The organism is Nocardia sp. 2TAF39 (assembly GCF_052114905.1).
Lineage (GTDB): Bacteria > Actinomycetota > Actinomycetes > Mycobacteriales > Mycobacteriaceae > Nocardia.
Map to the genome: position 1 here is coordinate 24,494 of NZ_JBFRFQ010000058.1, position 13,713 is coordinate 38,206.

The window sequence follows — 13,713 nt, forward strand, 5'->3', positions numbered from 1 at the left end:
CGATGATGGCGACGTGTGCGTCGCCGGTCTGTCGAGCGAGTTCGCGGGCCCCTCATCGCCCCGCGAACGTGCTCGGGTCAGCGCAGGACGTCGACGCCGCGGGCAGTGAGCCAGGGCATCGGGTCGATCGGTTGGCTGGCGGGCAGGTGGACCTCGTAGTGCAGATGCGGGCCGGTGGAGTAGCCGCGGTTGCCGACGGTCGCGATGGTGTCGCCCGCCCGGACCTGCTGGCCGACGGAAGCGAGGATGTCGTTGACGTGACCGTAGACGCCCACGGTGCCGTCGTCCTGCTGCACACGCACCCACAGGCCGAAGCCGGAGGCGGGCCCCGCCTCGATCACGACGCCGTCGGTCACCGAGGCGATGGGCGCGCCGAGTGGGTCACCGAAGTCCAGGCCGGCGTGCATCGCGCCCCAGCGCGTGCCGAAGTTCGAGGTGAGAACACCGCCGACGGGCCGGACGGTTCTCGGGCGGGCGGCTTCCTGTGCGATGCGGTGCCGCTCCCAGAGCGCCGGATCCGGCGCGGTCGGCGGAATCTGTGCTTCGCGCGGGGGCAATGCGGTGGACCGGAACTGGCCCGCGGCGGTATCGAGCTCGCCCGCGGTGAGCTTGTCTGCGACGAGGCGAGCGGCCGGGTCGGTGTTCTTGCGCTCTTCGGCCGCGGCGAGGATGCCGATCGACGCGCTGACGACCGCGGACACAGCAACCACGCGGGTGATGGCGCGGTGGCGGCGGAGCCGGGGCGCGCCGAGACGGAAAGGTAACGGAACGGTCACGGACATGGGGATGAACGTACGGGAGTTCGATTCACCTGCCGCAATCCTGTGGCAACCGTCACCGGTAGAGAAAGCCCAGTTCGCCTGTCGCGAATAGGTAATGATAGAGCTCGACTCTGCCACGAACTGGGAAAACTCCGCACCGGGTCGAGTTGACCGATGGAACACTGGGTGATCAGACTATTTGAGTGGCGACTAACGGAGTTCGCGCCCTTTCGGCGCTGGCGGACCCGACTCGTCGCGGGATTTTCGAAGCGCTGGCGCATACCCCGCGCTCGGTCGGCGGCCTCACGGAGGCGGTCGGCGTGAGCAGCTCCGCGGTCTCGCAGCATCTGCGCGTGTTGCGCGCGGCCCGGCTGGTCATGATGCGGCCCGATGGCAACCGCAGGCTGTACTCCCTGGATCCGCGCGGCCTCGCCGACGCCCGCGACTATTTCGAGCAGTTCTGGCCGAGCGCGATCGCCGCGTATTCCGCGGCGCTGCAGACCGCCACGGACGAGACAGCCTGACCGCCCCAGGTCACCGCGAGCTGCGCGATACACCCGTCGCCCAGACGTCCGCCGGCCCGCGAACGCGTCGCCATCCGGAAGGGCGAGACGGCTCGGTCAGCCCACGCGACGGTAGGCCGCCCTGCGGCCGTCGGCGCCCGCGCTCGACACCTTCCGTTTGTTCAGCTGCTTGTCGACCGCGTTGATCACCTCGGTGACACCGATCCGCAGCAGCCCCGGGTCGGGGGTGTCGGCGTCCGGGTCGCCGACCTGGCCCGCCCACAGCACGGCGTGCCTGGCGAGCAGGTGTGGGGGTGGTCCGCCCCAGCGCGGCGGGGTCGGGCCGAACAACAGGACAGTGCGGGTGCCGAACGCGGTGGCCAGGTGCGCGACCCCGGTGTCGCCGCAGATCACCAGCGCGGCCTCGGCGATGGTTGCGGCCAACTCGATGAGGTTCTGCTCGCCGGCGAGCACCCGGCTGACGGGCAGTCCGGCACGCGCGGCGATCCCGAGCGCCAGCTCGCGTTCGTACTCGTCCCCGGTGAGCACGACTTCGCGACCGAGTACCAGCAGGTGCCGGACGACCGCGGCGAACCGGTCCGGTGGCCAGCGGCGGGCCGGGGCGCCCGCGCCGACGTGCACGACGACGCAGTCGCGGCGGCTGGTTGTCGATACCGGCGGGAGCAGCCCGAGGTTGCGGCGGTCGGCGACGATGCCGTCGGATTCGAGCAGATGACACCAGCGGTCCACGTCGTGCATGTCGGTCTCCCACTCGGGGCCGGGAAGCTCGGGGAAGGCCGAGTTGTGGTAGGTGAGCACGCGTTTCGGCTGCGTTTTGGCCAGCGCGACAATGCTCTCGGCGCTCGGGCCGTGCAGATTGACGGCGAGTTCGGGGGCGGGCTCGTGCCAGCGCAGACTGCCGAGCTCGGCGGTAGGCACCAGGGTGTCCACTGACGCGATCAAGTCCACGACGGGCTTCAGCCGCTGCGGGGCGGCCAAGAGGATGCGGTCGTGCGGCTTGGCGCGGCGCAGGGCGCGCAAGGCCGGGACCGCGGTGAGTAGATCACCGAGCCCGCGTGCCTGTAGCACGAGCAGAACCGCCACCCTCTTCTCCTAGCCACCCGAGCCTCACCAACTCGACCCACCCGTTTTCACCCCAGAGGCGCACACGACGAGAGTCACTGAGGGATGACTACCCGACCAGTCAGGCGGTAAACGTGGACGCGAAGGCGTTGTCGATCACCTCCGCGTCGATGACCTCGGCCACGGCATCACCAACCTCGATGCTCGACCTCGTCGCCGCGAAGTGCTCGCGGCACAGCGAGGCCCCTTTTCGCAGCAAATGTCCAGTAAACTTATGTGATGCGGCATAGCATCAGGGCATGACGACGAACAGCGTGCTAGAGGGTCCTCTGCAGTCTCTTGCCCGCAGTGCGTGGCAATCCGTTCTGGTCACCGGCATCCTCGCGGTGATCCTTGGCATCCTGATTCTGGCGTGGCCAGGGCCCACACTGGTGGCCGCGGGCATCCTATTCGGTATCTACCTGGTGATTTTCGGCTTTCTGCAGCTGGTGGCGGCCTTCGGTGCCCCGGCCGGTGCCGGGCTCAGGGTGCTGGCCTTCATCAGCGGTGTCCTGTCCATCGGGCTCGGCGTGTTCTGTTTCCGCGACGAGTTGACCTCGATCCTGCTGCTCGGGCTGTGGATCGGGATCGGCTGGCTGTTCCGTGGCGTCGCGCTGCTGATGGCCGCGATCTCCGAGCCCGGGTTGCCGGGCCGGTGGTGGCAGGCGTTCTTGGGCGTGCTGACCGCCATCGCCGGTGTCGTGCTGATCATCTGGCCGGTGCGCTCGGTGGCCACGCTGACCCTGGTTGCCGGGGTATGGCTGATCGTACTCGGCATCGCGGAGGTCATCGTCGCGTTCGGAGTGCGTAAGGACGCCAAAGCGATCCGCGCCACCACCTGACAGAAAGAATGTGGGCGAGCACCTCCCCTCGGGATCTGACAGACCGTTCGACTGGCTTCGGGTTGTCCACGGGACTGTCGGCCAAGGGTGGAAGGCGCTCATGCCCATGCACCGGGTGTGGCGTTGTGACTGTTCTCAGGCGCTGGCCAAGTGCCGCCCATCAACATCCGACACCCTGCAGTTCGCGGCTGCGGCTGCGGACCTCCGCACGCAGCGCCTCCAGCACCGCTCGGACGGCATTACTGCGCAGCGCTTCCTCCCGCGCCACCGTCCAGTACGAGATGCGCTGGTTGAATTCGGCCGGCAGCAACCGACGCAACTGCGGGCGCCGGTCGGCCAGATAGACCGGCAGAATGCCGACCCCGGTCGCCGCGACGGTGGCTTCGACATGGGCGAAGACGCTGGTCGAACGCATGCTGGTCCTCGGATGCGGCAGCAATTTCGCGGCCAGATCCAGTTCGTCGATCTGCAGCGCGGATTCGATGTAGTAGACGAGGCGATGGTCGGCCAGGTCGGCGACGCTGCCCGGATTGCCGTGTCGCGCGAGGTATTCGTCGCTCGCGTAGAGACCGAGGTAGTAGTCGGTGAGATGGCGGCCGATCGCGCGGTGGACATTCGGCCGCCCGACGACGATCTCGAGGTCGACGCCGGACCTGTTCTGCTGGACGCGACGCGTCGCGCTGATCAGTTCGATCGACAGCCGGGGATAGGCTTCCTGCAGCCGCGCCAGGGCGGGCACCGCGAAATGTGCGGCGAACCCGTCCGAAGCGGCGATGCGTACCAGTCCGCCGACCCCCTCGCGGCGCGCCTGCAGCGGGGTCGCCAGTTGCTGTAGCGACTTCTCGATTTCCTCGGCCACCACCAGTGCGCCGCGTCCGAGTTCGGTCAACTCCCAGCCTCCGGATCCGCGCACCAGCACCCGCCCGCCGATGATCTTCTCGAGCGCGGCAATCCGCCGCGACGCCGTCGTCGAGTTCACCCCGAGTGCGTCGGCCGCGGCGGAGAATTTGCCGAGCCGGGCCACCGCCAGCAGTACCAGCAGATCGTCGGGACTGGGTTGGCCGGTGGCCGGGGCACTGCGTGGAACGGGCATCGCGCAACCTCACCACATTGCCTGCAAATTTGCAGCACATTGCTGCAAAACTGGGCGTTGAACTGCATTGATCTTCACTGAATTGGTCCATAGCGTGGCTCGCATCACGCCAGAATTCCCTTCGAATCAGGATGGAGCACCGCGATGGCAACAGTCGCGTGGATCGGTCTCGGGCATATGGGCGCCCCGATGACGGCGAATCTCATCAAGAACGGGCACACAGTCCACGGCTACGACTTGAACCCCGAAGCGCTCGACCTGGCCGCGGCGCACGGCGTCGAACCCGTCGCGTCGATCGCCGAGGCCGTGCGTGGGGTGGATGCGGTGTTCACCATGCTGCCCAAGGGTGAACACGTGCTCGCCGTATATCAGGGCGCGGACGGCGTTTTCGCGCACGCCGAGAACTCGACCCTCTTGGTGGACAGCTCGACCATCGATATGGATTCGGCCGCGCTCCTGCACTCCTCCGCCCGGGAGCGTGGCTTCCGATTCGTGGACGCGCCCGTGTCCGGTGGTACCAGCGGGGCCGCGCTGGGCACTCTGACCTTCATGATCGGTGGTGAGCCGGACGCTGTGGACGCGGCCGCCGGAATCATCGAAGCGATGAGCGGCAACATCATTCGCACCGGGCGGGCCACCTCCGGTCAGGCCGCGAAGATCTGTAACAACATGATGCTGCTGATCAACCTCGCGGCCTGCTCCGAGGGTGCGGTGCTCGCCGATCGCCTCGGCCTGGATCCGAAGGTGTTCTGGAACGTGGCGTCGGTGTCCTCCGCTGATTCGTGGGCGCTGCGCACCTGGTATCCGGTTCCCGGGATTGTCGAAACCTCCGCTGCGAACAATGGATTCGCGCCAACCTTTACCGCAGACCTGGCCAATAAGGATATCGGCCTCGCGCTGCGGGCCGGGGAGTCGACAAACACTCCGTTGCCTACCGCGACCATCGTCGCGGCCCAACTTCAGGAGCTCATCGACACCGGACTCGGCGGCCGCGACTGCTCGCTGATCATCAAGCACATCGACCCGACCGTCGGTTGAATCGAATCCGAAAGGCACCGAGCATGACTCGAATTCCGCACTACGTCAACGGCAAACGCGTCGATTCCAGCGTTCGCACCGGTCCCGTCTTCGACCCGGCAACCGGAGCGGTGACCGCCGAGGTGGGATTGGCGTCGGCCGCCGAGGTCGCCGATGCCGTCCAGGTCGCCAAAGGTGCCCGATCATCCTGGCGGGCAACCAGTCTCGCTCGTCGATCGGATGTCTTCTTCCGGCTCCGGCAGCTGCTGACGGAGCGGCGGGAGGAGTTGGCCCGCATCATCACTGCCGAACACGGCAAGGTGCTCGACGATGCCGCGGGGGAGATCGCGCGCGGCATGGAAAATGTCGAGTTCGTCGCAGGGTTGATACATCTGCTGAAAGGTGAGTATTCCGAGCAGGTTTCGCGCGGAATCGACGTTCATCAGGTCAAGCAGCCCGTCGGCGTGGTCGCATGTATCACGCCGTTCAACTTTCCGGCCATGGTGCCGCTGTGGATGGTCTCCTCGGCGATCGCCTGTGGCAATACCGTCATCCTCAAGCCGAGCGAGAAGGACCCGTCCGCTGCGGTCTTCATTGCCGAACTATTCAGTGCGGCAGGCCTTCCCGACGGTGTGCTCAATGTGGTTCACGGAGACAAGGAAGCTGTCGACGCACTGATCGACGACAAAGAAGTCGCCGCGGTGAGTTTCGTCGGTTCGACACCGATCGCGGAAGCGATCTACCAGCGGGCCAGCCGCAACGGCAAGCGGGTACAGGCTCTCGGCGGGGCGAAGAACCATATGGTGGTCATGCCCGACGCCGACCTCGATGCCGCAGCCGATGCCGCCGTCTCCGCGGCCTATGGCTCCGCCGGTGAGCGTTGCATGGCGGTGTCGGTGCTGGTGGCGGTCGGCGATATCGCCGACACCCTGGTCGGTAAGGTCACCGAGCGGCTCGGCGCACTCCGCATCGGCGCGGGCACCGATCCGAACTCCGAGATGGGTCCGCTGATCAGTAAAGAGGCCAGGGACCGGGTTGCGTCCTATGTCGCCGGTGCGGCCGCCGAAGGCGCGACCGTCGTCGTGGACGGACGCGAGCAGGTCTTCGACTCCGACGGCTTCTTCATCGGGGTGAGCCTGATCGACAACGTCCGGCCCGGCATGAAGGTGTACGACGACGAGATCTTCGGTCCCGTCCTGTCGGTGGTCCGGGTCGGCACCTACGAGGAAGCCGTCGAGCTCACCAACGCCAATCTCTACGGCAACGGTGTCGCGATCTTCACCCGAGATGGCAAGTCCGCCCGCGAGTTCGAATTCGACATCGAGGTCGGCATGGTGGGCGTCAACGTGCCCATTCCGGTGCCGGTTGGCGCCTACTCCTTCGGTGGCTGGAAGAAGTCGCTGTTCGGCGACTCGCACATCTACGGTCCCGAGAGCATCCACTTCTACACGCGCAGCAAGGTCGTCACGACCCGCTGGCCGGACGCCTCGGAGAGCCAGATCGACCTGGGGTTCCCGAGCAACGCGTGAACCAGCGGCGTGCCGTTCCGCCTTCTTGCGGCTGCGCTCCTTCTGGGAGACCAACGCCCCCACATTCTGACATTTTCATCATTTACCTCTTGATAGAGTATTTGATCGTAACTGATGATTTGATCAGCATGGACGTGGAGGTGGTAGCTGTGACAAGCATCGACAAGGGCGTCGTGTCCGGACGGATGATCCGGGTCGGCGAGCGTGAGATCTTCTTCAGTGCGGCCGGGTCAGGTCCAGTGGTGGTGTTGCTGCACGGTGGCGGGCCGGGCGCGTCCGGCCTGTCGAACTATTCGCGCAACCTCGCCGCGCTGGCGCAGCATTTCCGCGTGATCGTGCCGGACCTGCCCGGGTACGGATGGTCGACGAAACACATCGATCAGTCCGATCCGTTCGGTGATCTCGCGCGGACGGTCGGGGGCTTGCTGGACGAACTCGGCGTCGCCTCGGCACATCTGGTCGGCAATTCCTACGGTGGTGCGGCGGCGCTGCGGCTGGCGATGGATCGGCCGGAGAAGGTGAATCGTTTGGTCCTGATGGGGCCGGGCGGGATCGGCACCACCCGCGCGTTGCCGACGAAAGGCCTGCAGGAGCTGCTGGGCTACTACGGTGGCAGCGGCCAGGGCCGGGACAAAATCGCGCGGTTCATCAGGAACTATCTGGTGTTCGACGCAAGCGCGATCACCGACGAGATCATCGACGAACGCTACCGCGCCGGCCTCGACCCCGACGTGATCGCGAATCCGCCGCTGCGTCGTCCGTCCGGGCCGCTCGCCCTGCGCACGATGTGGCGGAGGGACTTCACCCGCGACTCGCGCCTGCGCAAGGTCGCCCATCCCACGCTGGTGATCTGGGGGGCTGAGGACAAGGTGAATCGGCCGGAGGGGGGTCGGATGCTCGCCGACACGATGCCGAACTGCGACCTGTACTCGGCGGCCAACACCGGCCACTGGGTGCAGTGGGAGCGTGCGGACTTGTTCAACTCGCTGGCCACCGCGTTTCTGGCGGCGAGGTGATGAACGACTTTCTGCGGCCCAACACCGACGAATCGGTCTTCGGCGCGGTCCATCTGGGCTATGTCGTGGCTCAGTCGGCGCGGTTGACCGACTGACGACGGTTCGGCGCCGAGGCCATCGGGCTGCATGTGGACGAGCTCGGGGCCGGCGTCCTGCGTTTCCGTTTGGATGACCGTGTGTGCCGCTTCCTCATCCAACGCGGCCCTGCCGAGGACGTCATGGCCTTGGGTTGGCACGTAGACGACCATGAAACCTTCGACCGCATCGTCGCCCGGATCGTCGACCGTGGCGTCCCGTTCATCGAGGTTTCTCCGGGGGAGGCCGCCCTGCGCGGCGTGGAGCGGTTGTGGCGGTTCCGGGGGCCGAAAGGTATCACGCAGGAAATCTTCACCGTTCTGGTGACCACGTCCGAGCCGCTGCGAATGCTCAGCTCGGGGTGGGTAACCGGGGAGGCGGGCTTGGGGCATGTTGCGATCGTGTCCCGCGAGCCGGAGGCGATGTGCGGCTATTACCACACCGTCTTCGATTCGCGTCTGACGGACTATATCGATGAGAATGTCTCCGGGTTGACGATGAAGATCCGGTTCCTGCGGGTCAACGAGCGCCATCACTCGATCGCCATCGCCAACCTCCGCGGGATCAAGATCGATCCGATCCGAACTCGGGTACAGCACATCAACATCCAGTCCGCGACGTTGGACGACATGCTTGCCTCTTTCGGGCGGGTCACCGACCTCGGTTTCCGGGTGGCTTGGTCGGTCGGACAGCACACCAATGACCGTGAACTGTCCAATTACTGCGTGACCCCGTCCGGTTTCGAGCTCGAGGTCGGCTGGAACCCGGTGGTCATCGGCCCCGAGCTCGAATCCACCTGGGAGCCGAGTAGCTACCAGGGCATCAGCATCTGGGGTCATACCACGGTGGGGGAGACCGTGCTGGACAAGTTCGCCCAATTCCGCCAGGCGGTCCGGACCGCGGCGACGCCGGAGATCACCGTTCCTCAGCTCGCACCGGGGCTCTCGCGATGAAGGACGCGGACGACGACGTGGTGGTCGTCGACCTCGGCCCCACGGGGCTCACCCTGGCCGATCTACTGGGGCCGCGCGGGGTGAACGTGCTGGTGCTGGAACGCGAACCGGGGTAGTGATGGTGACCGAGACGAAGGGCTGCCCATCATCGGATCCGGCGAGGGGCGGTAGGTCACAACTGCGGCTGCGGGGGCAGCGGTCCGGAGGTCAGCTTCTGCGCGGACCGCTTGTTCATGCCGAACATACGCAGTACATGGAACGTCATTTCGTCCGACCGGGCGTCGGCGTCGGCGTCCGGACGGGCATCCAGCAGCTGCAGCAGCCCGAGCAGGGCTCCGCCCGCGGCCATCATCGCCATATCCGGGTCCATCGGCTCGAATCGGCCGGCTTCCTGGGCGGCGATGATGTCGCGGCGGGCGCGCGGGGCCAGGCCCTCGTCGCGCAGCATGACCGACATGCCGGAATTGAGCACCACCCGCACGATCTCCGGAACCTGCCGCTGCAGGCGGCCGGTCATGCGGAAACTGACCGCGAACACCTCGGCCGGATCGTCGTACAGCGCCACGATGGCATCGCGCATCTCGCTGTAGACCTGCAGCGCCGAGCGCACCGCCGCGTCGAACAACTGCTCCTTGGACTCGAAGTGATTGTAGAAGGAACCGAAACCGACATCCGCCGCGTCGGTGATCTCCTGAATGCTCACCGCGGAACGCCCCGCCGCCAAGAACCCCCGCGCCGCCGCCAGCAGCGCGTTGCGGGTGCGCTCGCGGCGTCGGTCGATGCGGCTGCGCGTGACGGGTTCGGCGGTCATCGGTTCTTCTTCCATTCGAAATCGTTACGAAAATCGTATCTGAGGAAACTATCAGATTCGGCGCTCTGTGGGCAGATGTGGTCTTCACAACGGTCGGTTTCGCTTTGTCTCGCGCTGTCGACTCAGTCCGCTGCACGCCGCTGAGCACAGGCCGATCGCCCAGTTCTTTCGTCCTTCTACGCCGTTGCCCGGATTCCGAAAGTGAGATTCTATGGCTACTGCAACAGCTACGCCGCCAACCTGTTCGAGACACACTCTCGACGATTCGGCGCCTTCGCGGTCCTGCCGATGCCCGACATCCCGGCATCCATCGCCGAGGCCATCTACGCGCTCGACGAACTGCACCTCGACGGCGTGGTTCCGTTGTCGGCCTGCAACGGCGTCTACCTCGGCGACCCGCGCTTCGAACCGCTGATGATCGCGCTGAACCAACGCAATGCCTATGTCTTCGTCCACCCGGCCGCCATCTCCGTCGACGCCAAGCCGAAGCTGCCGCTGCCGGATTTCCTGGCGGAATTCACCTTCGACACGACTCGCGCGGCAACCATGATGATGGCCACCGGTATGGCCCAGCGCTACCCGAACATCCGCTGCCAACTCGCCCACGTCGGCGGTACCCTGCCGCTTCTGTCCTGGCGAATCAGCGTCGCCTCACAAACGGTGCTCCAACAGCTGTGGCCGCAAGACCTGCCTAAACCTTCGATCCTGGACATCGAGAACCAGATCTCGCGCTTCTACTACGACACCGCGCTCAGTGGATCAGCGGCCGCTATGGCCAGTGTGAACGCCGTGACCAGCCGCGACCACATCGTTTTCGGCTCAGACTGGCCCTTCAGCGCTCTCACCCTGCCGCAGACCGGCGGCCACGACCCCGCCCCCGGGCTCAGCGACATCTTCGATGCCGACCGGCGCATGGAGGTCGAGCACCACAATCCGCTGCGGCAACTGCCTCGACTGGCCGAAGCGATCAACGCGTGACGCAACGACATCGTCTTCAACGGCCGCTGCGGATTCGCCCGCCTCGCCCTCGAAGCAGGCGTGCCCGTGGTACCCATGGGACTCACCGTCGGAGTGGCAGGATTATTCCCATATCTACCGTTGCCGACAAAAACTCCGGACCGCGGCCTACCGGCGATGTCGACCGGCCCGGACGAGAGTGTCGCGGAGTTCGCTGACCGTATTCGGGTCATCACGCAGATCGAGCTCGACAACCGAACACGCAACCGCCGAATAGCTCTCGGATAACCGTTGTGAGAGGAGCTGGTTCCATGGCAGCGATAAGCAGGCGGGTGGGTACCTGGGTACGACCCGTAGCAGTCATCGCAATGCTGATGGCATTGCTCTCCACGATGTATCTCGGCTACGTCATCAATCCCGTGAAGAACCTGCACGACCTTCCGCTCGCTCTGGTCGATCAGGACGTAGGTGACACGCTCGGTGGAAATCCGGCCAACGTGGGTAGCCAGATCACCGAAGCTTTGTCGGCGAATATTCCCGCCGACAAGGTCGACCTGCGCGTCATCGACATCACCGAAACGCAGCGGTTGCTCCGCGAGGGCAAGATCTTCGGCGCGATAATCATTCCGAGCGATTTCACCAAACGACTGGGTATCCTCGGTACCGCCAGCGTGGTCGCCGGGAAGGTCGAACGGCCCGTCATCACCATTCAGACCAATCCGCGCGTCGGCAGCTACGCCACATCGATCACGCTCCGCATCGCCCAGCAAGCGCTGGACAAAGTCGACGACACCGTTGGCGAACAACTCACCGACACCGTCGACGCCCAGCTTCGCTCCACACCCGACGCGCCGGCGCCACAGGTGTCCGGAGCGGGCCGGCTGACTCTGGCCGAACCGATCGATGTGGTCGTAGCGCCGTTCCGGCCGCTGCCCGAAGGAACCGGCGGCGGTCTGTCGGCCTTCTTCTATACCCTTCTGGTGCTTTTGGGCGGATTCACCGGCGCCATGATCATCCACAGCATGGTCGACGCGGCGCTCGGATTCACTCCGACCGAGTACGGCCCCTGGTATGTGCATTATCCCCCCAGTCCAATTTCGCGACTGCGCACATTGGTGATGAAATGGGGCATCGTTGCGGTCGCCGCCCCTATCGTCTCCGCGATAATCCTCGTCGTCGCAACAATTCTGGACATGCCCGTCGACCGAGCCCTGATACTTTTTCTCTACAGCACGCTGGCCATCATCGCCGTCGGCGTCACCGCACTGTTGAATCTTGCCGCGTTCGGCGCGGCGGGTCTGCTGGTGAACCTGATCCTGTTCATCGTTCTCGGACTACCCTCGGCAGGCGGAACTGTTCCGATCGAGGCCACCCCTCGATCCTTCGCATGGCTGTCGACGTTCGAGCCGATGCACCAGGTATTCCTCGGCATCCGCGCCATCCTGTACTTCGACGCCGGCGGCCCTGCCGGCCTTCAGCGCGGAACCTGGATGGCGTTGCTGGGCTTGGCCATCGGATTGTGCTTCGGAGCGGCGGTTACCGCATTTTATGACCGGAAAGGACTGTCACGCACTGCTGATCGCTCCCGTGCCGGCGATCAGCGGTAGCTGACCCCCTCGCTGGAACGACCGCAGGAGAAGTGATTTCACGGATTCGGCGAGCTTCGGCAGCGCAGCCTCGGCCGCGTTCGAACCGGGAACGGTGACCGTCTGCGCGAGCCACGAAGGCGAATCACCTTTATCGGTGGATTGGGTGAATCAGGTTGTCGGGCGGTGTGTATCAGCTGCCGCGGCCAGCCCCTCAGGAGGCGGCGCCAACATCTCGTTCGCGCCGGCGGCAGCGTAGACGAACCCATCGGGCCGCAGAGCAAGAACTGTTGCGTCGTGCTGGCGCATCCAGGTGACCAGGGTGTTGTCGATATCGACGGCGGCTCCGGTGGATATGGACGTTCCCGCAGGTCGGAGCTCCATTGTGGCCACGCCGGCGGCGTCCCACTCCGGCCAGGCGCGCGCAACACCGACCTGGACCAGCAACCACCTCGACCCGATCACGTCGTCGAGTCGCTCACGGTCGCCGACCTCATCCAGCACCCAGGGCTGCGGTGGCAAATACCCCACCGCCGCGTGCTTCGACGGAGACAGGAACCCCTTCGCATAGTGGGCGGCGGGAAACCATTTGGCGCTGCGTAGGTAGTCGCCGACGAAGGGAAGCCGCAAGGCTATGCGGAAGGAGACATTTCGTGCGGCGGTTACCGGCCGGCGCCGCTCGGTGATGACGCGACCGAAGAAAACGGCTGCTTCGGTCACCTTGCGGACGTGCGGTTGACGCTCTACCTCGTAGCTGTCGAGGACGCTCTCGGGCAGCGAACCGGTGACCACTGCGGCGACCTTCCAACACAGGTTCGCCATGTCGCGAACCCCGGCGGCCATGCCTTGCCCGATCCATGGCGGCATAACGTGTGCGGCGTCTCCGGCCAGAAAGATGCGCCCTACTCGCCACCGATCGGCGAACCGGATGTGATGGCTGTAGACGACGGCCCGCAGAATTTCGACTTCATTGTCGGTGATGCCCTGGGCGTTGAGCAGTCGCCACACGGCGGCGTCGGTGACGAGTTCCTTTTCGTCTTCACCCGGCAGGACGGGGAACTCCCAGCGGTGATGACCGAGTGGGGTGGGGCAGTCGACGGCAGGCCGTTCGGGATTGCAGTGAAAGCGCAGTCGATCGTGGGTGGGCCATTCGTTGATGACCTCGGTGTCGATGACGACCCAGCGGTCCTCATAGGTCCGGCCCTCGAAACCGATCCCGAGCAGGCCCCTGGTCGGGCTGGAGCCGCCGTCGGCGGCGATCACATATGACGCGCGAACACGCTTGAAGGCGTCCGCACCTAGCCTCGATCTTTCACCGGGCCTTCGGCCCGGCGTGATCGGGCTCGGATTGGGTTTTTGCTGCTTGACCGGCAGCGTGCGGGCAACCGAGGATGGCCCGGTCAGCGGGTTGACTGCCGGGTTCCACGGGTCCGGAGTGATTCGTCCTT

Annotated in this window: 14 protein-coding genes and 1 pseudogene; 9 read left to right on the forward strand and 6 right to left on the reverse strand. The window is 65.6% G+C overall.

The features are described from left to right. Window positions 1–77 precede the first annotated feature (77 nt). Window positions 78–782: a M23 family metallopeptidase gene (locus AB4Z47_RS27205; RefSeq protein WP_441954941.1), complete on the reverse strand. Its 705-nt coding sequence runs from the start codon at window positions 780–782 to the stop codon at window positions 78–80. Between the two features lie 182 nt (window positions 783–964). On the opposite strand from AB4Z47_RS27205, the gene AB4Z47_RS27210 reads away from it, so the two are divergent. Beyond that, window positions 965–1,285 (forward strand): ArsR/SmtB family transcription factor, encoded by a 321-nt coding sequence (locus tag AB4Z47_RS27210; protein ID WP_441954943.1) that lies wholly within the window; start codon window positions 965–967, stop codon window positions 1,283–1,285. A gap of 96 nt (window positions 1,286–1,381) precedes the next feature. Here the strand turns inward: AB4Z47_RS27210 and AB4Z47_RS27215 are convergent, their stop codons facing one another. Then, complete coding sequence (locus AB4Z47_RS27215; RefSeq protein WP_441954945.1) at window positions 1,382–2,368, reverse strand: glycosyltransferase family 9 protein; 987 nt, start codon at window positions 2,366–2,368, stop codon at window positions 1,382–1,384. Window positions 2,369–2,468: 100 nt separating this feature from the next. Further along, window positions 2,469–2,606: a hypothetical protein gene (locus AB4Z47_RS27220; RefSeq protein ID WP_441954947.1), complete on the reverse strand. Its 138-nt coding sequence runs from the start codon at window positions 2,604–2,606 to the stop codon at window positions 2,469–2,471. A gap of 40 nt (window positions 2,607–2,646) precedes the next feature. Between AB4Z47_RS27220 and AB4Z47_RS27225 the strand changes: the two genes are divergently transcribed. Further along, window positions 2,647–3,228 carry an HdeD family acid-resistance protein gene (locus AB4Z47_RS27225; RefSeq protein WP_441954949.1) on the forward strand — a complete coding sequence of 194 codons (582 nt, stop codon included), beginning with the start codon at window positions 2,647–2,649 and terminating at the stop codon, window positions 3,226–3,228. 160 nt (window positions 3,229–3,388) lie between these two features. Here the strand turns inward: AB4Z47_RS27225 and AB4Z47_RS27230 are convergent, their stop codons facing one another. Beyond that, on the reverse strand, window positions 3,389–4,321 hold the full coding sequence (locus tag AB4Z47_RS27230) for a LysR family transcriptional regulator (protein WP_441954951.1): 933 nt from the start codon (window positions 4,319–4,321) through the stop codon (window positions 3,389–3,391). Between the two features lie 144 nt (window positions 4,322–4,465). On the opposite strand from AB4Z47_RS27230, the gene mmsB reads away from it, so the two are divergent. The 5 genes and pseudogenes from mmsB to AB4Z47_RS27255 all read left to right on the forward strand — a co-directional run bounded on the left by mmsB (window position 4,466) and on the right by AB4Z47_RS27255 (window position 9,027). Beyond that, on the forward strand, window positions 4,466–5,359 hold the full coding sequence (gene mmsB / locus AB4Z47_RS27235) for a 3-hydroxyisobutyrate dehydrogenase (protein WP_441954953.1): 894 nt from the start codon (window positions 4,466–4,468) through the stop codon (window positions 5,357–5,359). 23 nt (window positions 5,360–5,382) lie between these two features. Continuing rightward, the gene (locus tag AB4Z47_RS27240; RefSeq protein WP_441954955.1) at window positions 5,383–6,867 is read left to right on the forward strand and encodes a CoA-acylating methylmalonate-semialdehyde dehydrogenase; all 1,485 of its coding nucleotides are present in this window, start codon (window positions 5,383–5,385) and stop codon (window positions 6,865–6,867) included. Between the two features lie 185 nt (window positions 6,868–7,052). Then, window positions 7,053–7,883, forward strand: a complete 831-nt coding sequence (locus tag AB4Z47_RS27245; RefSeq protein WP_441954969.1) for an alpha/beta fold hydrolase — start codon at window positions 7,053–7,055, stop codon at window positions 7,881–7,883. Next, window positions 7,883–8,911 (forward strand): annotated as a pseudogene (locus AB4Z47_RS27250) (VOC family protein). Before AB4Z47_RS27245 ends, AB4Z47_RS27250 begins: the two are co-directional and overlap by 1 nt. After that, window positions 8,908–9,027, forward strand: a complete 120-nt coding sequence (locus AB4Z47_RS27255; RefSeq protein ID WP_441954957.1) for an FAD-dependent monooxygenase — start codon at window positions 8,908–8,910, stop codon at window positions 9,025–9,027. The pseudogene AB4Z47_RS27250 and the gene AB4Z47_RS27255 overlap by 4 nt, the downstream one beginning before the upstream one ends. Before the next feature lie 56 nt (window positions 9,028–9,083). On the opposite strand, the gene AB4Z47_RS27260 is transcribed toward AB4Z47_RS27255, so the two are convergent. Beyond that, a complete protein-coding gene (locus AB4Z47_RS27260) occupies window positions 9,084–9,722 on the reverse strand; it encodes a TetR/AcrR family transcriptional regulator (RefSeq protein ID WP_441954959.1) in 639 nt (212 codons plus the stop codon). Window positions 9,723–9,923: 201 nt separating this feature from the next. Between AB4Z47_RS27260 and AB4Z47_RS27265 the strand changes: the two genes are divergently transcribed. Next, window positions 9,924–10,700: an amidohydrolase family protein gene (locus AB4Z47_RS27265; RefSeq protein ID WP_441954961.1), complete on the forward strand. Its 777-nt coding sequence runs from the start codon at window positions 9,924–9,926 to the stop codon at window positions 10,698–10,700. 290 nt (window positions 10,701–10,990) lie between these two features. Next, the gene (locus tag AB4Z47_RS27270) at window positions 10,991–12,286 is read left to right on the forward strand and encodes a YhgE/Pip domain-containing protein (RefSeq protein WP_441954963.1); all 1,296 of its coding nucleotides are present in this window, start codon (window positions 10,991–10,993) and stop codon (window positions 12,284–12,286) included. Window positions 12,287–12,436: 150 nt separating this feature from the next. Here AB4Z47_RS27270 and AB4Z47_RS27275 read toward each other — a convergent pair. Continuing rightward, window positions 12,437–13,713: FAD-dependent monooxygenase (locus AB4Z47_RS27275; protein ID WP_441954965.1), on the reverse strand; the 1,277-nt coding region annotated here is incomplete at its 5' end.

Bases quoted from the DNA above. Each gene is read 5' to 3' on its own strand.
- AB4Z47_RS27205 (WP_441954941.1), bottom strand. From the start codon at position 782: ATGTCCGTGACCGTTCCGTTACCTTTCCGTCTCGGCGCGCCCCGGCTC.
- AB4Z47_RS27225 (WP_441954949.1), top strand. From the start codon at position 2,647: ATGACGACGAACAGCGTGCTAGAGGGTCCTCTGCAGTCTCTTGCCCGC.
- AB4Z47_RS27230 (WP_441954951.1), bottom strand. From the start codon at position 4,321: ATGCCCGTTCCACGCAGTGCCCCGGCCACCGGCCAACCCAGTCCCGAC.
- mmsB (WP_441954953.1), top strand. From the start codon at position 4,466: ATGGCAACAGTCGCGTGGATCGGTCTCGGGCATATGGGCGCCCCGATG.
- AB4Z47_RS27240 (WP_441954955.1), top strand. From the start codon at position 5,383: ATGACTCGAATTCCGCACTACGTCAACGGCAAACGCGTCGATTCCAGC.
- AB4Z47_RS27245 (WP_441954969.1), top strand. From the start codon at position 7,053: ATGATCCGGGTCGGCGAGCGTGAGATCTTCTTCAGTGCGGCCGGGTCA.
- AB4Z47_RS27255 (WP_441954957.1), top strand. From the start codon at position 8,908: ATGAAGGACGCGGACGACGACGTGGTGGTCGTCGACCTCGGCCCCACG.
- AB4Z47_RS27260 (WP_441954959.1), bottom strand. From the start codon at position 9,722: ATGACCGCCGAACCCGTCACGCGCAGCCGCATCGACCGACGCCGCGAG.
- AB4Z47_RS27270 (WP_441954963.1), top strand. From the start codon at position 10,991: ATGGCAGCGATAAGCAGGCGGGTGGGTACCTGGGTACGACCCGTAGCA.